This window comes from Streptomyces varsoviensis, assembly GCF_000718635.1.
GTDB lineage: Bacteria > Actinomycetota > Actinomycetes > Streptomycetales > Streptomycetaceae > Streptomyces > Streptomyces varsoviensis.
Genome location: NZ_JOBF01000001.1, coordinates 497,900 through 517,601 on the forward strand (window position 1 = coordinate 497,900; position 19,702 = coordinate 517,601).

Annotated in this window: 17 protein-coding genes; 8 read left to right on the plus strand and 9 right to left on the minus strand. The window is 70.8% G+C overall.

The genetic code is table 11. The features are described 5' to 3' along the window. Positions 1-123: 123 nt before the first annotated feature. Positions 124-1,404, minus strand: a complete 1,281-nt coding sequence (eno, locus tag IF55_RS02115; RefSeq protein ID WP_030881890.1) for a phosphopyruvate hydratase — start codon at positions 1,402-1,404, stop codon at positions 124-126. 259 nt (positions 1,405-1,663) lie between these two features. On the opposite strand from eno, the gene IF55_RS02120 reads away from it, so the two are divergent. Both IF55_RS02120 and IF55_RS02125 read left to right on the plus strand, forming a co-directional pair. After that, complete coding sequence (locus IF55_RS02120; RefSeq protein WP_030881893.1) at positions 1,664-2,086, plus strand: MarR family winged helix-turn-helix transcriptional regulator; 423 nt, start codon at positions 1,664-1,666, stop codon at positions 2,084-2,086. Positions 2,087-2,179: 93 nt separating this feature from the next. Then, positions 2,180-3,232 (plus strand): type II toxin-antitoxin system Phd/YefM family antitoxin, encoded by a 1,053-nt coding sequence (locus IF55_RS02125; RefSeq protein WP_030881896.1) that lies wholly within the window; start codon positions 2,180-2,182, stop codon positions 3,230-3,232. Between the two features lie 79 nt (positions 3,233-3,311). Here the strand turns inward: IF55_RS02125 and IF55_RS02130 are convergent, their stop codons facing one another. Both IF55_RS02130 and bla read right to left on the minus strand, forming a co-directional pair. After that, positions 3,312-3,998, minus strand: coding sequence for a DUF2306 domain-containing protein (locus tag IF55_RS02130; RefSeq protein WP_211269925.1), 687 nt, complete (start codon positions 3,996-3,998; stop codon positions 3,312-3,314). Positions 3,999-4,275: 277 nt separating this feature from the next. Beyond that, complete coding sequence (gene bla / locus IF55_RS02135; RefSeq protein ID WP_030881902.1) at positions 4,276-5,250, minus strand: class A beta-lactamase; 975 nt, start codon at positions 5,248-5,250, stop codon at positions 4,276-4,278. Positions 5,251-5,485: 235 nt separating this feature from the next. Here bla and IF55_RS02140 point away from each other — a divergent pair, with 235 nt between their 5' ends. The 3 genes from IF55_RS02140 (at position 5,486) to IF55_RS02150 (ending at position 7,933) form a co-directional block, all read left to right on the plus strand. Further along, the gene (locus tag IF55_RS02140) at positions 5,486-6,469 is read left to right on the plus strand and encodes a LysR family transcriptional regulator (protein WP_048831415.1); all 984 of its coding nucleotides are present in this window, start codon (positions 5,486-5,488) and stop codon (positions 6,467-6,469) included. Continuing rightward, positions 6,466-7,368 carry a serine hydrolase gene (locus tag IF55_RS02145; RefSeq protein ID WP_030881907.1) on the plus strand — a complete coding sequence of 301 codons (903 nt, stop codon included), beginning with the start codon at positions 6,466-6,468 and terminating at the stop codon, positions 7,366-7,368. Before IF55_RS02140 ends, IF55_RS02145 begins: the two co-directional genes overlap by 4 nt. A gap of 85 nt (positions 7,369-7,453) precedes the next feature. After that, entirely contained in the window at positions 7,454-7,933 is a 480-nt protein-coding gene (locus IF55_RS02150) for a nitroreductase family deazaflavin-dependent oxidoreductase (protein WP_030881909.1), read from the plus strand. Between the two features lie 202 nt (positions 7,934-8,135). Here IF55_RS02150 and IF55_RS02155 read toward each other — a convergent pair whose 3' ends face one another. The 5 genes from IF55_RS02155 to IF55_RS02175 form a co-directional block, all read right to left on the minus strand. Continuing rightward, positions 8,136-8,948, minus strand: coding sequence for a MerR family transcriptional regulator (locus IF55_RS02155; protein ID WP_030881913.1), 813 nt, complete (start codon positions 8,946-8,948; stop codon positions 8,136-8,138). Between the two features lie 168 nt (positions 8,949-9,116). Continuing rightward, the gene (locus IF55_RS02160) at positions 9,117-10,061 is read right to left on the minus strand and encodes an aminoglycoside phosphotransferase family protein (RefSeq protein WP_037964368.1); all 945 of its coding nucleotides are present in this window, start codon (positions 10,059-10,061) and stop codon (positions 9,117-9,119) included. A gap of 143 nt (positions 10,062-10,204) precedes the next feature. Beyond that, positions 10,205-10,711, minus strand: coding sequence for a DinB family protein (locus IF55_RS02165; protein ID WP_030881921.1), 507 nt, complete (start codon positions 10,709-10,711; stop codon positions 10,205-10,207). 132 nt (positions 10,712-10,843) lie between these two features. Next, positions 10,844-11,941: a polyprenyl synthetase family protein gene (locus IF55_RS02170; protein WP_030881928.1), complete on the minus strand. Its 1,098-nt coding sequence runs from the start codon at positions 11,939-11,941 to the stop codon at positions 10,844-10,846. Positions 11,942-12,229: 288 nt separating this feature from the next. Next, entirely contained in the window at positions 12,230-12,832 is a 603-nt protein-coding gene (locus tag IF55_RS02175; protein WP_030881929.1) for a TetR/AcrR family transcriptional regulator, read from the minus strand. 198 nt (positions 12,833-13,030) lie between these two features. On the opposite strand from IF55_RS02175, the gene IF55_RS02180 reads away from it, so the two are divergent. After that, positions 13,031-14,044, plus strand: coding sequence for an NADP-dependent oxidoreductase (locus IF55_RS02180; RefSeq protein ID WP_030881932.1), 1,014 nt, complete (start codon positions 13,031-13,033; stop codon positions 14,042-14,044). A gap of 269 nt (positions 14,045-14,313) precedes the next feature. Then, positions 14,314-15,450: a cytochrome P450 gene (locus IF55_RS02185; RefSeq protein WP_245661020.1), complete on the plus strand. Its 1,137-nt coding sequence runs from the start codon at positions 14,314-14,316 to the stop codon at positions 15,448-15,450. A gap of 291 nt (positions 15,451-15,741) precedes the next feature. On the opposite strand, the gene IF55_RS02190 is transcribed toward IF55_RS02185, so the two are convergent. Continuing rightward, positions 15,742-16,755 (minus strand): LacI family DNA-binding transcriptional regulator, encoded by a 1,014-nt coding sequence (locus tag IF55_RS02190; RefSeq protein ID WP_030881936.1) that lies wholly within the window; start codon positions 16,753-16,755, stop codon positions 15,742-15,744. Positions 16,756-16,955: 200 nt separating this feature from the next. Between IF55_RS02190 and IF55_RS02195 the strand changes: the two genes are divergently transcribed. Then, positions 16,956-19,670, plus strand: coding sequence for a glycoside hydrolase family 2 (locus IF55_RS02195; protein ID WP_030881939.1), 2,715 nt, complete (start codon positions 16,956-16,958; stop codon positions 19,668-19,670). Positions 19,671-19,702 lie beyond the last annotated feature (32 nt).

Here is a 19,702-nt window from a genome sequence, read left to right on the forward strand (position 1 = left end):
TCGGACGCGCTCGGAACCTTGGGAAGGCTCGGATGCGTTCCTCTGCCGAATACACCGACCCTTACCAGGGCCGGAACCGCCCCGTAACGCCGATGGCCGAAACCCGAAACCCGAAACGCGACCTCAGCGCCGCCGCAGCGCCGTCGTGCCCGCGTACCGCGCCGACTCGCCCAACCCCTCCTCGATGCGGATGAGTTGGTTGTACTTCGCGGTGCGATCCGAGCGGGAGAGGGAGCCGGTCTTGATCTGACCGCAGCCCGTGGCCACCGCCAGGTCGGCGATCGTGGTGTCCTCCGTCTCTCCCGAGCGGTGCGACATGACGACGGTGTAGCCGGCCCGGTGCGCGGTGCCGACGGTGGCCAGGGCCTCGGTCAGGGTGCCGATCTGGTTGACCTTCACCAGGACCGAGTTGGCGACGCCGGAGTCGATGCCCTCGCGCAGGATGGCCTCGTTGGTGCAGAACACGTCGTCGCCGGTGAGCTGGCAGCGCGCGCCGACCCGCGCGGTGAGGTCCCGCCACCCCTCCAGGTCGTCCTCGGCCATCGGGTCCTCGATCGACACGACGGGGTAGGCGTCGATGAGCCGGACCAGGTAGTCGGCGTGTTCGGCGGGCGTGCGCCGGACGCCCTCGCCGGTGTAGTCGTAGCCGCCGTCGCGGAAGAACTCGGACGACGCGGGGTCCATGACCAGGCCGATGTCCGTACCCGGCCGGTAGCCCGTGCGCTCGACGGCGGCGACGACGAAGTCGAGGGCCTCCTCCGCCGTACGCAGCGCGGGCGCGAAGCCTCCCTCGTCGCCCACGCCGGTGGAGTGCCCGGCGGCGAGCAGGTCGCGGCGCAGGGTGTGGAAGATCTCCGACCCCATCCGTACGGCCTCGGCGAAGGTCTCCGCGCCGATGGGGGCGACCATGAACTCCTGGAAGTCCAGGGGGTTGTCGGCGTGCGCGCCGCCGTTGACGATGTTCATCATCGGTACGGGCAGCAGCCGGGCCTCGACCCCGCCGAGGTACCGGTACAGCGGCTGCCGGTGAGCGGCCGCCGCGGCCTTGGCGCTCGCCAGGGAGACCCCGAGGATCGCGTTGGCCCCGAGCCGGGCCTTGGTGGCGGTGCCGTCCGCGGCGACGAGGGCCGCGTCGAGTCCGGCCTGGTCCTCCGCGTCGCGGCCGAGGACGGCGGCGGAGAGTTCCGTGTTCACGTGGCGCACCGCGCGGTCGACGCCCTTGCCGTGCCAGCGGGCCGGGTCGCCGTCGCGCAGTTCGACGGCCTCGCGGGCCCCGGTCGAAGCGCCGGAGGGCACCGCGGCCCGGCCGGTGGAGCCGTCCGCCAGCTCGACATCCACTTCGACGGTGGGGTTGCCCCTGCTGTCGAGGACGCGGCGGCCGGTGACGGAGGTGATGGCGGTCATGGGAGTGGGTCCTTCCCGTTTCGCGTACGTGCCGGGGCCCGGCTGCGACGACGGTGGCGCTGGTCCCGACAGGGAGACTCTACAGCAATGCTGTGCAGTTTGGCTGATCAGTCATGCTGTGCAGATGTGCTGAGTAGGTGTGCTGAGTAGATGTGCCGTACAGGCGCACTGCGCAGGCGCGCTACGCAGACGCACTGCACAGCCGTCCTGCGCAGTGACGCTGTTCAGGCAGCCTCACGGCCCTGCGATAAAGTGCGGTATGCCCCTTCCGGAATCCGCCGCCGTCGCCGCCGAACTGCGCACAGCGATGGGAAAGCTCACCCGGCGCGTCAAGCTTGAGGACCAGATGCCGCTCGGCCAGGTGGCCGTCCTCGGCGAGCTGGACCGCAACGGCGCCATGACCACCAGCGAGCTGGCGACCGCGCAACGGGTACGGCCGCAGTCCATGGCGCGCGCCGTGGGGCTGCTCATGGAGCAGGGGCTGATCACGCGCCGCGCGCACCCGACCGACGGCCGCAAGAGCCTGGTCGAACTGTCGAGCGCGGGCCACGCCCTCTTGGAGGAGGAGCGGGAGCGCAGGGCCGACTGGCTGGCGCGGGCCATCGAGGCGGAACTGACGGAGGAGGAGCGGAAGTTGCTGGCGAGCGGGATCGCGCTGGTGGAGCGCATCGCGTCGCACTGACCGCCGAGCCGACCGCCCGCCTGACCGTCAACGCGACGGGGGGTGGTGCCGGAAGGGCCACTGGGCGGGGGCCTGCCGGTAGGGTCCGAGCACATGAACAGCGTTGAACTGAGCGATGTCATGGCGGACTTCGCCGGTCTGATCGGCCGTGTCGAGGAGACCGGCGAGCGGCTGTCCGTCACCGACGGCGGCGAACCGGCGGGCGTACTCCTCCCGGCGGCCGACCTCGCCGAACTGGAACACTTCGCGCAGAGAGTCCACGGCGGCCCGAGGCCCCGGCCCACGGCTGGGCGGGAGCGCCCGGCGGGCCCGGAGCGGCAAGGCCCGTACGTCCTGTACGCGCACGCCGACGGGGTGCGGATGACGTTCGTACGGGACCGGGTGACGGTGGCCGAGTTGCGCTCCGTAGCGGAGCTGGACTGGCTGGAGGACAAGGCGCGCACGGCCCGGCAGGGCTACATGGACCCGAAGCAGGCGGCCGCCTTCGAGGAGTTCCTCGCCCGCCAGCCGCCCGTCGGCGACGGCATAGCGTGGATCGCCGAGAGCTGGAGGGGCCAAGAGCCCTTCACCGTGCTCGAATTCCTCAAAGGCCCGACGCCCGAGGAGGCCGCCCTCGCCTACGGGGCCGACCCCCGGGACATCGCGGACGGGCTGCGACTGCACCAGGTGCGCGACAAGGACGAACGCGAAGGCACCGACGACCTCCTCGACGTGCTCGCCTTCGGCGCAGCCGGCGAGTGGACGTGGCTCGGCTACCACGATGTCGGCCTCGCCTTCACCCGCACCCTCGACCCGCCGCCGGCCCACCGCATCACGCTGACCGCCATCATGGCCAAGGGCATCTACGAGTTCGCCTACATCAAGGACGGGGTCCACCAGAACCCCACCCCGCCCGAGACCGGCGCCGACGCCCGGCCGGAGATGTACGAGATCCCCTGGTACACCCCCGGCGAGCCCCCCTTCGCCCCCGACGCCCCGCTCGCCTTCCTCAACCCCCACATCCGCCGCGCGGAAGAGCACACCGACTGGACCGACAGCATCGCCCTCTTCTTCGCCGGCCTGGAACGCGCCTTCGCCCTCTCCCTCCCCCAACAAGCCCTCACCACCGGCCAAACCCCCTGCGCCCACCCCACCCCCCCCCACTGACCTGCCAACGGCCCACCGCCGCGGAAGACCGAGGCGGGCGGGCGAGGAGGTGACAACCGCTCCGCCAGGGGGCGGATGATCAGGCGGAGGCTTCTGGGGGCGGGGTGAGGCGTTGTGGGGTGGGGGAGGGGGAGAAGCGGAGGCCGGGGAGATTGCGGCGGCGGATCATGAGTTCGGCGATGACGATGTTGGGGAGCCAGGAGAGGAAGGGGACGGCGGCGTAGGCGTTGTCGAAGATCTCCTGGCCCTCGGCATCGCTGCCGGCGAGGTTTTGTACGGTGATGAGCAGGCCGAGCCAGAGCCTCAGGGTGGGGGCGGCGAACGTCAGGGCGAAACTGCGGATCATCCAGGCCCGGTGGCTGGCGAAGTCGCGTTCGCGGGCGGCGCGGTAGGCGCGGTAGGAGACCCATGCCCACAGGACGGCCAGGCCGCCGAAGCCGAAGAAGCCGACCAGGCCGGCGGAATTGAAGAACGACATCACAAAACCGGCGACCGCGGCGAAGCCGATGGTTATCAAGTAGACCCGGCCGGTCCAGCGGTGGAGACCCGGGCGGCGGCGCCGGATCGCGCGGACGAACTGGAATGGGCCGATCGCGAGGGCCAGGCCGGCCGCGCTGATGTGAGTGTAGAAGGCGATCTGGATCGGTAACGGGCGAGACGCGTATTCGTCCGCCAGCCCGACGTTCCGGGAGCCCAGCGATTGCAGGCTGTCGGTCGCGTACTGGCCGGTGAAGTAGCCTGCGACGGCCAGGGACAACAGCGTCATCACGGTCCAGTTGAGCCGGGAACTGCCCCGGGCTTTGCTCTTGGCCCCGGGCGGTGTCGCCGTCGGTGTCATGGTCACGGAGGAGCCTTTCCACGCGAAGGGAAGGTGCGGGACTGAACTGTCTTGATTGCGTGGTGTCCGTACTCTGAGCGCCGCCCCCGCGAGGAGCGGGCTGATACCTCAACGCAGTATGGCCGCCGACCGTCCCCGGAGGGGCGGAACCCATACGGAGCCGGCGGCGGCAGGCGTGACAGGCGTGGCGGGCGTGGCGGGGTGGCTATGACAGTGTGCTGGTCACCACCTTCGCCGTTTCGGCGATCAGTTTGTTGTCGAACTTGGCGTCCTTCTTATTGCGGTGCGAGAGGATCGCCACGACGATGGGCGCTTTGTGGGGTGGCCACAGTACGGCGATGTCGTTACGAGCCCCGTAATAGCTGCCGGTCCCGGTCTTGTCGCCGACCACCCAGCTCTTGGGCGTCCCGGCCCGGATCAGTTCGTCGCCGGTCTTGTTGGTCCGCAGCCATGTGGTGAGCTGTGCGCGTTCCTCCTTGTGCAGGACATCGCCGAGAACGAAGGCGCGCAGGTCCGCGGCCATCGCCCTGGGGGTACTGGTATCCCGTGTTTCTCCCGGTACCCAGCGGCTCAGTTGCGGCTCGCGGCGCTCCATCCGGATGACGTCGTCGCCGATCTTCTTGAGTTCGGCGTTCAGGGCCTTGGGGCCGCCGAGTTCGTCGAACATCAGGTTCGCCGCGGTGTTGTCGCTGAAGCGGATGGCCGCATCGCACAGTTCACCGAGTTTCATCCCGGAATCGACGTGCTTCTCGCTCACGGGCGAATCGGCGATCAGATCGTCCTTGGAGTAGGTGATCAGCCGGTCCATTCCGCTCAGCGAGTACTTCCGCAGCAGAGCGCCGGCGGCCAGCGCTTTGAATGTGGAGTTGTAGGCGAATCGCTCGCCGTCGTTGTAGGTCACCTCGCGGCCGGAGCCGGTATCCACGGCGTAGACGCCGAGCTTGGCGTCGTACTTGCCCTCAAGTCCCTTCAGGGTGTGGGCGTACGGCTTCGAGGCACCGTTCTCCCCTTTCTCCCCGCTCTCTCCCTCCTGCCCGGCTGTCGCGGTCCCTGATGCCGGGCTTGAGGGGGACGCCGACGACGCGGCCGGGGACGCGTCATGTCCGCAGGCCGCGAGGGGAACGAGGACGAGCGCCGCGAGCACGCCGCGAACGGCGCCTCGGGTGCGGACGAGCTTCATGGCAAACCTCCAATGCGCCTCGCCCCTCGGCGGACGCAGGGCCCAGGGCGCACAGTGCGCAGGACGACTAATGGCGTGGAACGGCACGGCACGGCACGACGAGGCCCGGCATGGCATCGGCCCATGCCATGACCGCATTGATCGTGAAGGCCAGCAGCACTCTCACCTCGGGGCGGCCATGCGGTCCAATACGCTCCCGCGCCGTTCCATGCCGAACTGGCATAGAGTTCGAGCCGTGGATCTCGTGGGAGCGTGTCGCGCGTTCGTCAGCGTCGGTGAGCACGGCAGCTTCACCGTGGGTGCGGCCGCTGCCCGGATGTCCCAGTCGGTGGCCAGCCGCCGCGTCGCCGCGCTGGAGGAACGCCTCGGCGAGCAGTTGTTCCAGCGCACATCGCGGCGCGCCGTCCTCACCGCCTTCGGCCGCGACCTGCTCCCCGCGGCCAGGGACGTCGTGCGGGCGGCCGAGGTCCTGCTGCACGAGGCGGAGGCCGCCAAGCACAGGCCATGGCGGCTGGCCGTTCCCGAGACCTGCTCCACCACCGCGCTCGCCCGCCTCGTCGCCGAGGCGAGACGGCACGGCGTCACCCTCGAACCCCGGCGCGCCGCCCCCGCGCGACGGCGGGAGTACGTCCACTCGCAGCAGGTACGGGCCGCCCTGCTCGCGGTCCCGCCGGACGAGGCGACATGGACCGTACCGCTCGGTCTCGCCGCCGCCGAAGAAGACCACGGCGTCAAGCGCCTCTACCTCGAAACGCTACGGGCCGGCCGGGCGTCCACCGGGCCGCCCCGCCGCGTCTGGCTCCAGCCGGAGGACGACGTACCGCACATCCGCGACCCGCTGACGCGTCTGCGCGACGCGCTCGGCCTGCGGCCCGCGCAGCTCGTCGCCGCGCCCGATCTGATGACCGCCGCGGCCGAAGTCCTCTGCGGTGACGATCTGCTGCTGTGCTCCCCGGCCCAGGCCGACGAACTCGCCCTGGCCTGGCGGCCCATCGGCGAAGTGCGGCTCAGCCGCGGCTTCGCCCTCCTCACCGCCGCGGACGGCGGCGACCCCCCGCCCATTGAGGGCCCCTCCCGCATCGAAGGCCCCTTGCCCACCGAAGGTCCCTTCCCCGCCGAAGGGCCCCTGGGCGACGCCATCGCGCGCTGCCTCGGCGCGGACCACCGGGCGCGCGCCACCGGACCCACCGGACCGACCTCGGGAAGGACGACGGCGTGAACACCGAGGCGCTCCTGCGCGACCTGCGCCGGGAACTGCACGATGGCGGGCTTCGCGGCTGCCTGCTCGTACGGGACCTGCACACCGGCGAGGAACTGGGCATCGACCCGGACACCCCGCTGCCCTCCGCGTCCCTCGTCAAGGTCCCGCTGGCGCTGGCGACGTTGGAACGCGTCCGCCGGGGCGAGCTGGACGGGGCGACGACGATCGACGTACAGCCCGGCCGCATCACCACGCCCGGCCCCGCCGGGCTGAGCCGCTTCCGCCACCCCGCCCGGATCGCCATCGACGACCTGCTCTACCTCAGCACCTGCGTGAGCGACGGAACCGCCGCCGACGCGCTGTTCGACCTCACCCCTCCCGCCCAGGTCACCGAGCTCCTGCACGGGCTCGGCCTGCGCGGCATCACCGTCCGGCACACCATGCGCGAACTGGCCGAAACCCCCGTGGAACGCTTCGACGCCGACCAGCTCCACCTCGCCCACGCCCTCGCCATCGACGCCGGCACCAGCGGCCGCGGCCACCGGGTGCCGCAGCTCGACACCACGCGGGCCAACACCGGGAGCGCCCGCGCCCACGTCGAACTGCTCCAGGCCCTATGGACCCCCTCGAAGATCCACCCCGAGGTGGCCGCACGCGTACGCGGCCTCATGGCCCACAACCTGATACGGCACCGGCTCACCCCGGACTTCAGCTCCGACGCCACCACCTGGTCCTCCAAGACCGGCACCCTCCTCAACCTCCGGCACGAGATGGGCGTCGTCGAGCACGCCGACGGCCAGGCCTTCGCCATCGCCGTCCTCACCGAATCCCTCGTCCCGGCCGGCGCCCAGCCCGGCGCCGACGCGCTCATGTCACAGGTCGCCCGCAGACTCCGTGACCACCTGCGACAGTTCTGACGGCGGCGGGCACGGTCGAGGAGCCCCGCAAAAAGCAGGGGCGAGCCCGCCAAGGAGTACAAGCAAGCAAGGAGTACGAGGCCCCGTGGAGTTCTCCCAGCGTCCCGCCCCGCCCACCGGCGTCCGCCGCCTGCTGTTCCGGGCCCCCATCCGCCTCTACCGATGGCGCCTGGGCTGGCTCTTCGGCGGCCGGCTGCTCCTGCTGAACCACACCGGGCGCGTCTCGGGCAAACAACGCCAAGTCGTCATCGAAGTCATCGAACACGACCGCGCCGACGGCAGTTACGTGGTCTGCTCCGGCTTCGGCCCCACAGCCGCCTGGTACCGGAACCTCCTCGCCACGCCCCAGGCCAGCATCCAAGTCGCCCTGCGCACCATCCCCGTCACCGCGCGCCCCCTCGATACGGACGAAGGCGGCGACCTCATGGCCCGCTACGCGCCCCGCCACCCGAAGGCCGCCCGCAGGCTCGTACGCTTCATGGGCTTCTCCGTCGACGGCACCCCGGAGGACTACCGCGCCGTCGGGCGCCGACTCCCCTTCGTACGCCTCGAAACCCGTCTCTGACCGTGTGCGTACCGTACGTCCGTACGCGAACCACCGATCCGAAGGCCGCGGCCGTGCGTACGCGCTGATCGCGAACGGCGCTGGGCCGGCCGGGAGAACCGGACCGACCCAGCGCTGTTCAGTCCTTCACCAGTCACCTCTCCTTCGTCAGGTCTCAGTCAGACCCGTGTCAGGCAGGCGTCAGGCCGGTGTCGGACAGGTGTCAGACCTTGCTCACCGGCTCTTGGAGTTCGGTGACCCATTCATCGCGGTTGTCGGGGACTTCCAGGTTGATCTCTCGGGGGTAGCCGACCGAGCGGTACCCGTTGGCGTCGATCCAGCGGCCGAGGAGCTGGACGGTGGGCAGTACGGCCTCCATCGGGCCGCGGTGCATGACGGTCGCCGCCTGTTCGACGGGCGGCAGGTCCACGACGCGGAGCCCGTCGTTCTCGCCGAGGGGCGCGGAGACCTCGATGCCCGCGTGGACGAGGATTCCGCCGTCCGGCGCGTCCTCGTAGTAGGCGACCCCGGGCCCGCACGGGGCGATCCCCGCCGCTTCGAGCCGTCGCATCAGCTCGTCGTACAGCGGCTGGATGACCGGGCCGATGGTGTCGAAGTCCGGTGCCACTCCGGTCATCTCGGCCAGCCGTACGCTCGGCAGTCTTTTCAATACGACATCGTCGCTGGGCATCTGCCCCTCGCTCTCGATCGAACGGAGCCGCGCCTCGACCTGGGCCAGCCGGGCCGCCGCGGCCGTCATCGCGGCCTCCAGTTCGGCGCGCCGCAGCCGGAGCATGGCGCGCAGTTCCTCGGTCGTCACCTTCTCGTCCAGGATCGTCTGAACCTGCTGGAGGGTGAAGCCGAGGTCCTTGAGCGCGATGACGCGGTTGAGGCGGGCGAGCTGGGCGGCCGTGTAGTAGCGGTAGCCGGTGGCCGGGTCGACGTGGGCCGGTCGCAGCAGGCCGGTCGCGTCGTAATGACGCAGCATCCGGACCGAGACGCGACCGTGCCGGGCGAAGTCTCCGATGGTGAACATGACGTCTCCGAGTTGACCGCCTCACACGGTGTGAGGGTCAAGAACGCTGTTGGAGCGCGTCGGCGCGGGCAGATCCGGCAGCGATATCCGGATGACGTACGGCCGAGGCCCGGCCGTTCCATGCCTACCCGACGCCTACCTCACGCCCCTCTGACGACTGCCTGACGCCTACCGCACTCGGTCTCTCAGGACACGATCGAGCGCTGCCCGGCCCGCGGGCCCCCACGCCGGCTTGCCGCCGGGCAGGCCGCGGTCGCCGTTCTGGCCAATCAGCATGAGCAACAGGCTCTTCAGGGCGGCCAGCCCGCGGGCGCGCCGGATCGTTCCCTCGTCCGCCTGCCCGTACGCGTCGAAGAAGGGCGCGGCGGCGCCGTCGGGAAGGACGACCCAGGCGGCGGCGAGGTCCCACGCCGGGTCGCCGGCGAACACGCTGTCGAAGTCGATCACGCCCGCGAGCGTCCCGTCCGAGACGACGACGTTCGCGGGGTGGAGGTCGCCGTGCACCCAGAGCGGCGGGCCCTCCCACTCGGGCGCCGCGACGGCGTCGTCCCAGACGGCCCGGACGTCGTCGGCGAGGCCATCGGGGACGACGGCGTGGAAGAAGTGGTCGAACCCCTCGGTGCAATTCTTGGGGTGACCGCCGCGGTCCTCGCTGGCCGGCGCGTCATCGGGCGCCGCCACGTGGAGCGCCGTGAGGAAGTCCGCCAGAGTCTCGGCCGCGTGGTCGCCCCTGCTGATGGAAGCGCGGTCCAGCGGCTCGCCGGGGACCCACGTCATGACGGCCCAGGGCTTCGGAAAGCGCGCGGACGGTTCACCGGTCCGTACGGGCTCGGGCACCGGAAGCGGCAGGCGCGGGGCCAGGACGGGCAGCCACCGGCACTCCTTGCGCAGGAGATCCGCGGCACTTCCCCTACGCGGCATACGCACGGCCAGATCGTCCCCCAGCCGCCACATCTGGTTGCCCCACCCACCCGCTACCTCGCGAACGGCCCGCCCCGCGAGGTCCGGATGCTGCTCCCGCAGCAAGTCACGTACCAGGTCAGCGGTGATCTCGATCTCGATCTCGGTTTCGGCCCCGGGCTCGGCCCCGGACTCGGTCTCGGACTCAGTCATGCGAAGTCACCCTACTGGGGGCAGGATTCCGGCTCCGGCTCCGGAGCCGGAGCCGGAGCCGGAGCTGGAGATACGGGCGCCGGGCCATCGGGGCAGCCCCGGCAATTCCCCGGCTGTTCCGCCTATTCCGCCTATTCCCCGGTTTATTCCCCGGTCGTTCCGTCGATCAGTTCGCGGAGGAGGTCGGCGTGGCCGTTGTGGCGTGCGTATTCCTCGATCATGTGGGTGAGGATGTAGCGGAGGGTGAATACCTCGTCGCGCCATCGCACGGTGGCGTCAAGGGAATCGGTGGCCTCCACGATCTCCTCGGACCGCTCGCACGCCGCTCGCCAGATCTCGAACGCCTCGTCGGGATCGGCCGAGTCGACATCGAATTCGGCGAACGTGCCGTTGACCTTCCCCGGCCAATAGCCGCGCGCGTCCTCGCCGTTCCATATGACCTGGAACCAGCTCCGCTCGACCTCGGCCGTGTGCCGGACCAACCCGAGCAGCGAGAGACCGGACGGCGGGACCGCCCGCCGCTTCAGTTGCTCGGGGGTCAGCCCCGCGCATTTCATGGCCAGGGTCTCGCGCTGATACCGCAGAAATCCGGTCAGCGAGGCGCGCTCGTCGGCTGTCCGTGAGGGTTCGGTCCGCTGGTGATCGTTCATGCGGGCAATCCTGCCAGGGAGGCGATTGCCGAAGCCCGGCCTTTTTCTGCGGGCCCACGCGGATACGGGACGGGGCGGCCCCTCAGGAGGTGCGCCTATGCGGCTCGCTATGAGGTGGGCCTACGCGGCTCTCTATGAGGTGCGCCGGGTGGTGGCGTCGGCCAGGCGGCGGAGGGTGGGCACGGCGCTGGGGTGGATGGGGGCGGGGGCGGCCAGGAGGCGGAGGACGTGGGCGCGGCGGCGGGCGATCATGTCTTCGACCCGGGTACGGGCTCCGGTGCGGGTGAGGATGGTGCGGACCCGTACGGCCTGGGCCTCGGTGAGATCGGGGCGGCCGAGGAGGCTGCGCAGGACGTCGGTGTGCTGGGCGGGCGCGTCGCGCAGTGCGAGGGCGACCAGGACGGTGTGTTTGCCCTCGCGCAGGTCGTCCAGCCGGGACTTACCGGTCTGCCCCGGCACGCCGAACACGCCGAGGAGATCGTCACGGAGCTGGAACGCCTCGCCCAGCGGCAGCGCGTAGGCCGAGAGCGTGTCCGCGAGGCGGGTGGTCCCCTGGGCGAGCGCGGCGCCGATGTGGAGGGGGCGTTCGACGGTGTACTTGGCGGTCTTGTAGCGGATGACGGTCAGGGCCTGGTCGACATCGCCGGTGGCCTGTCCGGTGGCGGCCACGTCGAGGTACTGGCCGTACATGATCTCGGCGCGCATCGCGTCGAGCAGCGGCAGGACCGCGGTGAGCTGGCGGGGAGGCAGTCCGGCGGTGTGGATGAGTTCGTCGGACCAGCTCAGGGCGAGGTCGCCGATGAGGATGGCGGCGGCGTCGCCGAACTGATCGGCCGACCTGCGCGGGCGGGCCGCGGCGTGCCGGTCGGCCAGGGCGCGGTGGAGGGTGGGCCGGCCGCGGCGGGTGGGGCTGCGGTCCATGACGTCGTCGTGGATGAGGCAGAAGGCGTGGAACATCTCCAGCGCCGCCGCGACCTGTAACACCGGTTCGGGCGCGCGCTGTCGGCCGGCCGCCGCGTGCCAGCCGGTCACGCAGAGCACGGGGCGCAGCCGCTTCCCGCCGGCCGCGAGGAGGCCGGTCAGCGCCTCGGTGGCCTCGGCGGGGAGACGCTGGGCGGCGGCGGAGGCGGACTTGCGTTCCAGGAACCGGGCCAGGACGGCGTCCACCCGCTCGATGGTCGTCGCGGCGAGGTCGGGGGAGTACGCCGACCGCGGGTTCACGAGGGTCATCCTTACCCCTGTCTGGCCAACCCCTGTCCGGGAAGCACCTGGAACGCTGGTCCGGTCAGGCCGGTTCGATCCCGCGCGATTCAGCCCGTTCGCGGTTCGGCCCGGTCTCCAGCAGGCCACGGTCCGCGAGGCCGGACAAGCGCTCGTACGCGACGGGGGCGTGCACGCGTTGAACGTTCCGGAACCGCGGCGTTCCCAGGCGGTTTCCGGGGCGTGAGCGTCCACTGGTGCACGGTTCGCCACCGGGCCGACGGCCCGCGTTCGGCCGTGCCGGCTCCTCGGTACCCCTCAGCGCGCCGCGGTGCTGCTCACGCCTCCCCGGCGTCGCCCTTCCCCGCGCCGCGCGCCGCTCGTCAGGATCGCGCTCGCGACGACATCGAGGAGGTGATCGGCGCGTGCTTCGAACACGGGCTGATCGCCGAGCCAGGCGAGCGCCGCCACGAGCGCGAACAGATCGGTGCCGTCGACGTCGGTACGGGCCTCGCCCGCGGCCTGGGCACGGGCGAGGAGCCCCGTACCGGCCGTACGCATGGCGACGCACGAGGCATGGAGCGCGGACGCGGGGTCTTCGAGGGCGGCCGACATCAGTGAGGTCACGCCACGGTAGGCGTGCGCGCACGCTACGCAGTCGCGTAGCCACGCGACGAGAGCGTCCGTCGGCGAGCTCGATTCTTCGAGTTCGCCTGCCCTCGCCGTCAGGTCGTCGAAGTTCGTGCGGAGCAGGGCGTCGAGCAGCGCCTCGCGGGTGGGGAAGTGGCGGAGGAGCGTGGCGAGCCCCATGTCGGCCTTGCGCGCGATGTCGCGCAGGGACGCCTCCGCGCCCTGCTCGGTGATGACGGCGCCCGCGACGGTGAGCAGGCGGTCACGGTTCTTTCTGGCGTCAGCCCGCATCTGTCCTCTTCCGCCGCCGTCGGCTCTCGCCGGTGGCGGCTTTCCGGGTCGGGATCGGAATCAGGGTCGGGACCGCGGCCGGTGGCGTGCCCCGGTTGACTATCCGGATCAGTGGTTCATATATTCGTTCCAGTGATCCGGAAAAGCGGATCGCTGATCCACTCAGCGTACCCTCAGCAGAGGGCGGGAGAAAAAACGATGCCAACACACACGATGAAGGCCGTTCGGCTGCATGAGCACGGCGGCCCCGAGGTGCTGCGCTACGACGAGGTGCCGATGCCCGAGCCGGGGCCGGGCGAGGTGCTCCTGCGCGTCCATGCGGTCGGCGTCAACCCGCCGGACTGGTACCTGCGCGACGGGCTGAGCAACCTGCCCCCGGAGACCCGGCCGGCGTTCGACCTGCCCGTTACCCCGGGGACGGACGTCTCGGGCGTCGTCGAGGCCGTCGCCGCCGATGTGGAGGGCTTCGCCATGGGCGACGAAGTCTTCGGGCTCCTCCGGTTCCCCGGCTTCGACGGCAGGGCGTACGCCGAGCACGTGGCCGCGCCCGCGTCCGACCTCGCGCACAAGCCGGCCGGCATCGATCACGTGCACGCGGCCGGGGCGCCCATGTCGCTCCTGACGGCGTGGCAGTTCCTCATCGACCTCGGCCACGACCACCCGTCGCCCTTCCAGGCGGCGCGGCACCGGCCGGTGGCCCTCGGCCCCGACACGACGGTGCTCGTCAACGGCGCCGCGGGAGGCGTGGGGCACTTCGCGCTGCAACTGGCGAAGTGGAAGGGCGCCCATGTCACCGCGGTGGCCTCGGGCGGGCACGAGGCATTCCTGCGCGAACTGGGCGCCGACGAGTTCATCGACTACACCCGACGCCGCCCCGAAGAAGCCGTCAGCGGTGTCGACCTCGTACTCGACGCGGTCGGCGGCCCCCACAGCAGCCGCTTCCTGCGGACGCTCAAGCGCGGCGGCGCCCTCTTCCCCGTGTTCTTCGGCGATTACGACGATGAAGAGACCGCGAGGCTGGGCGTTACGGTCTCGGGAACCCAGGTCCGCTCGAACGGCGCGCAACTCGCCGAAGTGGGCCGCTTGCTGGACGCGGGCACGATCCGCGTCGCCATAGACAGCACGTTCCCGCTCGCGGATGCCCGGGCGGCCCACGAACGCGCCGCGCGAGGGCACATCCGGGGCAAGATCGTGCTCACGGCCGTCGAATAGGGCGACCGGTCGCGTCGCTGGGGGACGTGTAGCCGGCGATGGCGGTGCCTTCACTCGTATGGGCGATACGGCATTGAGTCGGGTTGCCGGTGGGTACATGCCCCACGTCAGTGGTGACTGCGAATGGCCCGTGTGACGTCCCTCTGGAAGGGCATGCGGTGAGCGTGAGGGAAATGCGCCGGTTCCGGCGCGATCCGCTGGGATACATCGAAGAGCGTGCGCGGCGGAGTCGGAGCGAGGTGTTCCGGCTCCCATGGGGCGCCTGGTGTGTGAGAGACACCGAGTTGGCGCTCACGGTGCTGCGAGACCCGGAGTTCCATGGCGGTATGTCCAGCTTCTTCGGGGAGATGCTGCCCTCGCGTGCCGCTCAGATCGACGTAGGCCGTGCCGTGCGGAACGTGATGCGAGCGCATCTGCCCGCCTACCGCCGGCGCCTGGCCGAGGCGGCGGCCGGGCTCGGAACGGTCAGCCAGTGGCCCGCGGCGGGGCCGACCCTGATGTACCGGTGCACGGCGGAGGCGTTGCTGCACCCCGCCGCCCCCTCGCCCCTGCGGCGCCGGCTGGCACAGGCCGTATCGGCGGGGCTGACCGCCCGGCAACCGCACATGTGGCAGCGCGCGCGGGTGGAAATGGTGCGCCCCAAGCTGCTGGCCGGGATCACCGATCACGTACGGAGCCGCCGCGCCGAGGGCCCCGTGCGGGGCGAGCCGCGGGACGTGCTGGACGCCGTGCTCCGGGCCGGTCCCCGGGAGCTTTCCGACCGGGCCGTGACGGATCTGTACGTGCTGCTGTTCCAGTCGATCGTGGGCAACGTCGGCTATGCGGTGGCGTGGTCGCTCCTGCTGGCCTGCCTTCGCCATCCGGCCGGCCCGCCCTGGCCGTGGCCCACCGATTGGCTGGTCCGCGAGGCGGGGCGGCACCGCCCGTTCGTCTGGATGGTGGGCCGGCCGGCCCCTCGCCCGCTCGAATTCCGCGGCATGTCGTTCCCCGCGGGCGCGATCCTGTCGGTCAGCCCTTACCTGCTGCACCATGACCCGCGGCGCTGGGACCGCCCCGAATTGTTCCGGCCCGAACGCTGGGGCGGCGCCCCGGGGGAGCGAGGCGGGCGAGGTGGGCGACGTGAACGAGGCGAGCAAAGCGGGCGAGTCGAGCGAGGTGAGCACGGCGAACAAGGCCCCTATCTCCCCTTCGGCACCGGCCCGTTCATCTGCGCCGGAGCGGCCGTCGCGCACAGCATGACCACCGAGGCGGTCATCGCCCTCGCTCAGGACGCGCAGCTCAGCGTCAGCGGCGGCGATGACCGGCCCGTCGTGGCCGGCGCCGTGCTCCCCCGCCCGTTCACCCTGCGCCGCGCCCTCAAGCCCTCCTCCAGGACCGTTGCCGAGACCGTTGGTGAAGGGAGGTGAACGCCATGCTCGCCGCTATCCGACGCATCATCCGGAACAAGCCCGCCAGTTTCTGGGAGCCGGACGTCTGGCTCTAGGGTTCCTGGCCCGCCTTGGCGGCTCGTACGCCGTGGTCACTGGCGTACGAGCCGCCGTCGCGCCCCGGAGCGGGGAGGCTGACGGGGCCGGGCCGGCCGGACCGGCGGGTCGGCCGGAGTGGCAGGCCGAGCCGGTTGGCCGTTCGAGCGGCGGTACAGCAAGGTTTTACATCGTTGGAAGAAGGCCGTAAAGGCATTCGACGCGCCTTTCGGTTCAGCGGCGGCCAAGGGTGCTCTCGCGCTCGATCAGGCGGTATTCGGGGGTCAGCCTGCGTCCCGTGCGCTCCTCGGGACGCTCCAGTCGGTGCAGCAGCGACCGTACGGCGAGCCGGGCGATCGCGGGCTTGTCGGGCGAGATCGTGGTCAGCGTGACCGCGCCGAACCGGCCCTCCGCGATGTCGTCGAAGCCGACCACCGCCACGTCCCACGGCACCCTGAGGCCCCGTTCGTGCAGCACCCGCATCGCGCCGATCGCCACCAGGTCGTTGTACGCGAACACGGCGTCCGGGCGGACCCCCGAGTCCAGTATCCGGGCCATCGCGTAGGCGCCGTCGTCCCGGTCCCAGCCGGTGGTCTCGCCGACCAGCTCGTCCGGCGCCGGCAGCCCCGCCGCGGTCAACTCCGCGCGCCACCCGTCCAGTCGCAGGTGCGCGGGGCGGTTCGCCGAGTCGGTGCGGGCGCCGAGGTAGACGATCCGGGTACGGCCGCGGCCCAGCAGGTGGCGCACCGCGGTGCGGGCGGCGGCGACGTTGTCGATGGCGATGTGGTCGTACGGCAGGTCGTACTCGCGCTCGCCGAGCAGCACCAGCGGTACGTCGCCGTCTCTGCCGCCCAGGTCCTCGGCCTCCAGCTCCAGCGGGCTCAGAATGAGCCCGTCTATCACCCGCTCCCGGAACCCCTGGCTGACCAGGATCTCCTGCTCGCGGTCGCCCTGGGTGTGGTCGAGGAGCACCGTGACGTCGTGTTCCGCGGCCGCGTCGATCACGGCTCCCGCGAGTTCGGCGAAGTAGGGGTTGCCCAGTTCGGGTACGGCGAGCGCGATGATGCCCGTACGGCCTTTGCGCAGGTGGCGGGCGGCCAGGTTGGGGCGGTAGCCGAGTTCGTCGATGGTGCGCTGGACGCGGCTGCGCATCGCCGGGGTCACATGCGGGTGGTTGTTCACGACGTTCGACACGGTCTTGATCGAGACGCCGGCGTGCTCCGCGACATCCTTGAGACTCACCCGCACTGAACCTCCTTCGGCTCGGCACGCCCGTCCGTCGGGCGTGCTCGTCGCGGCCCTGGACAGCGCGCCGGATCACGTGCTGTCATGCCAACTGTCGCTCTTTTCAACGTTGTACGTACCCAGAAGAGTTGTACCGACTTGAGCGGCGAGCCGCCACCCTTCCTCACCGCGTCCGGCGGACGCGTTCCCCTACAGGAGGATTTGTGCGCACCAGACCCCTCAGACGAACCGGCCGACATCTGGCCCTGCTCCTCACCGCGGCCCTCGGACTCACGGCGCTCACCGCGGTCCCAGCCGCCACGGCCGACACGGCTGACACGGCCGCCCCGGCCACTGGGATGAACGGGCACGCCGGATCGAACGGTCACGCCGGATCGAATGGACAAGACGGGCTGAACGGACACGTCGGACCGCACGGGAACGTCGTGCCGCATGGGCTCAAGGGCGAGTACTACACGCAATCCGCCCCCGGAGCGTTCGACTTCGGCACGTTGAAGGCGACAGGGTTCGATCCGAACCTCGACTTCGGCAGCCTCGAATCCCGGCTGCAGACCGCCACGGGCCAGTCGGACAACGCCAGTGTGCGCTGGACCGGGAAGCTCGTGCCGGAGACATCCGGTGCGACAACGTTTTCCATCATCGGGGACAACGGCTTCCGGCTGTGGGTGGGCGGAAAGCTCGTCATAGACCACTGGGTCGACGACTGGGACAGGGAACAGACGGCGAAGCCGGTGGAGTTGACGGCCGGCCAGGCGGTCGACATCAAGGTCGAGTACTTCGAGCACGTCGGCGGCTCCAATCTGCACCTGCGGTGGACCGAGCCCGGCCGGCAGAAGAGGGCCATCCCGTCGTCGGCGTTCCGGCTGCCCGACGACTGGAAGTACGACGGAGCCATCGGCACGACCGTGCTCGGCGACGGGCGGACCCTGAAGCTCGACTTCGCGCAGAAGATCGGCAGGGTGCCTGGTGAGGTGAACGGCCATGTCTCGGCGGTGATCGGCGGGTCCAAGTGGCCGCTGAGCAAGGTCAGGAGGGACCCGAAGGACCCGCACGGCCTGCTGGTCGGGCTGAAGGAGCCCGTCGTCGGCAACAAGAACGGCGACGCCCCGGGCATCGTCGACGTGACGTACGACGGGAAGGGCGGCCTGGCCGGATCGGACGGCGCCGCCGTCGGCCGCTTCTGGTCGAGTGGGCCCAACCACTCCACGTACGAACTGAGCACGCCGTGGGGCGACAAGGTGACCCCCGCGAACGCGCACCGCGAGTACCCGCGCCCGCAGCTCGCCCGGTCCAAGTGGCAGAACCTCAACGGGACGTGGGAGTTCGCCGCGGCCAAGGCGGGCGACGCCGTACCGGCGGGCCAGCGGCTCGGCGAGAAGATACTGGTGCCGTACCCGGTGGAGTCGCAGCTCTCCGGGATCGAGCGCCACGAGGACCGCATGTGGTACCGGCGCACCTTCACGGTTCCCGCGAACTGGAAGGTCGGCCGCGGCCAGCGGCTCCAACTCAACTTCGGGGCCGTCGACTGGCAGGCGCGGGTCTACGTGAACGGCCGGCAGGTCGCCGATCACAAGGGCGGCTACGACAAGTTCAGCGCCGACATCACGGACGCGCTGAAGCCGGGGCGCACCCAGGAACTCATCGTCGGCGTGTACGACCCGACCGACGCGAGGGGCGGCGAGAACCCGCCGATGGGCAAGCAGCGCCTCGACCCCAGCGGCATCTGGTACACACCGTCCTCCGGGATCTGGCAGACCGTGTGGATGGAGCCCGTCGCGGCCGACCACGTCTCCGACCTGAAGCTCACGCCCGACGCGAACGGCAAGCTGACCATCGAGACCAGGGGCGTACGCGACGGCCTTCCCGTCACCGCCACCGCGTACGCCGGACGGCACAAGGTCGGCACCGTCAAGGGCCGGTCGGGGAGCCCGCTCGAACTGAAGATCTCCAAGCCCCACCTGTGGACACCGGACGACCCCTACCTCTACGACCTCAAGGTGAGCGTCGGCGGGGACCGCGTCCGCAGCTACTTCGGCATGCGCTCGATCTCCGTGCAGCGGGTGGACGGCACCCCGCGCACCATGCTGAACGGGCAGCCCGTCTTCCTGATGGCCACCCTGGACCAGGGGTTCTGGCCCGACGGGCTGCACACCGCGCCGAGCGACAAGGCCCTCGCGTACGACCTGAAGATGCACAAGCGGCTGGGGTTCAACTCCGTCCGCAAGCACATCAAGATCGAGCCGGACCGGTGGTTCTACTGGGCCGACCGGCTCGGGCTGCTCGTATGGCAGGACATGCCGGCGATGGCGGCCGGGGTGAACCCGAGCGCGGCGGCGCGCGCCGAGTACGAGCGTGAGATGAAGACGATGATCGACCAGCACTACAACCACCCCTCGGTCGCCATGTGGGTCACGTTCAACGAGGGCTGGGGGCAGTACGACGAGGCCCGCATCGCCGACCAGGCCAAGGCCTGGGACCCGACCCGGCTCATCAACTCGATGTCCGGGATCAACCTCGGGGCCGACGGCGGTACGGGCGACATCATGGACGAGCACGGCTACCCCAGCCCCGCGCTGCCGCCGCACCCGGACGGCAAGCGGGCCCTGGTCGCGGGCGAGTACGGGGGGCTCGGACTCGGCGTCCCCGGGCACGCGTGGTCCGTACAGCAGTCGTACGTGGACGTGGACCCCGCCACGTACACGGATGACTACCTCCGCAAGCTGAACGAGGTACGGGCCCTGGTCTGCAAGGGTGGCAACGGCGCCGTCTACACGCAGATATCCGACGTGGAGGGCGAGTTGAACGGCCTCGTCACCTACGACCGCCGGGTCGTGAAGCCCGATGTGAAGCGGGTGCACGACGCGCAGCGGGCCCTCATCCGGGACGCTTCGCGGGATCGGCCCGCGGGGTGTGCGTGAGGCGGTGGTCCGATGGTCGGCGGTCGGTGGCC

Bases quoted from the DNA above. Each gene is read 5' to 3' on its own strand.
- eno (WP_030881890.1), bottom strand. From the start codon at position 1,404: ATGACCGCCATCACCTCCGTCACCGGCCGCCGCGTCCTCGACAGCAGG.
- IF55_RS02120 (WP_030881893.1), top strand. From the start codon at position 1,664: ATGCCCCTTCCGGAATCCGCCGCCGTCGCCGCCGAACTGCGCACAGCG.
- IF55_RS02125 (WP_030881896.1), top strand. From the start codon at position 2,180: ATGAACAGCGTTGAACTGAGCGATGTCATGGCGGACTTCGCCGGTCTG.
- IF55_RS02130 (WP_211269925.1), bottom strand. From the start codon at position 3,998: ATGACGCTGTTGTCCCTGGCCGTCGCAGGCTACTTCACCGGCCAGTAC.
- bla (WP_030881902.1), bottom strand. From the start codon at position 5,250: ATGAAGCTCGTCCGCACCCGAGGCGCCGTTCGCGGCGTGCTCGCGGCG.
- IF55_RS02155 (WP_030881913.1), bottom strand. From the start codon at position 8,948: ATGTTCACCATCGGAGACTTCGCCCGGCACGGTCGCGTCTCGGTCCGG.
- IF55_RS02160 (WP_037964368.1), bottom strand. From the start codon at position 10,061: ATGACTGAGTCCGAGACCGAGTCCGGGGCCGAGCCCGGGGCCGAAACC.
- IF55_RS02165 (WP_030881921.1), bottom strand. From the start codon at position 10,711: ATGAACGATCACCAGCGGACCGAACCCTCACGGACAGCCGACGAGCGC.
- IF55_RS02170 (WP_030881928.1), bottom strand. From the start codon at position 11,941: ATGACCCTCGTGAACCCGCGGTCGGCGTACTCCCCCGACCTCGCCGCG.
- IF55_RS02175 (WP_030881929.1), bottom strand. From the start codon at position 12,832: ATGCGGGCTGACGCCAGAAAGAACCGTGACCGCCTGCTCACCGTCGCG.
- IF55_RS02180 (WP_030881932.1), top strand. From the start codon at position 13,031: ATGCCAACACACACGATGAAGGCCGTTCGGCTGCATGAGCACGGCGGC.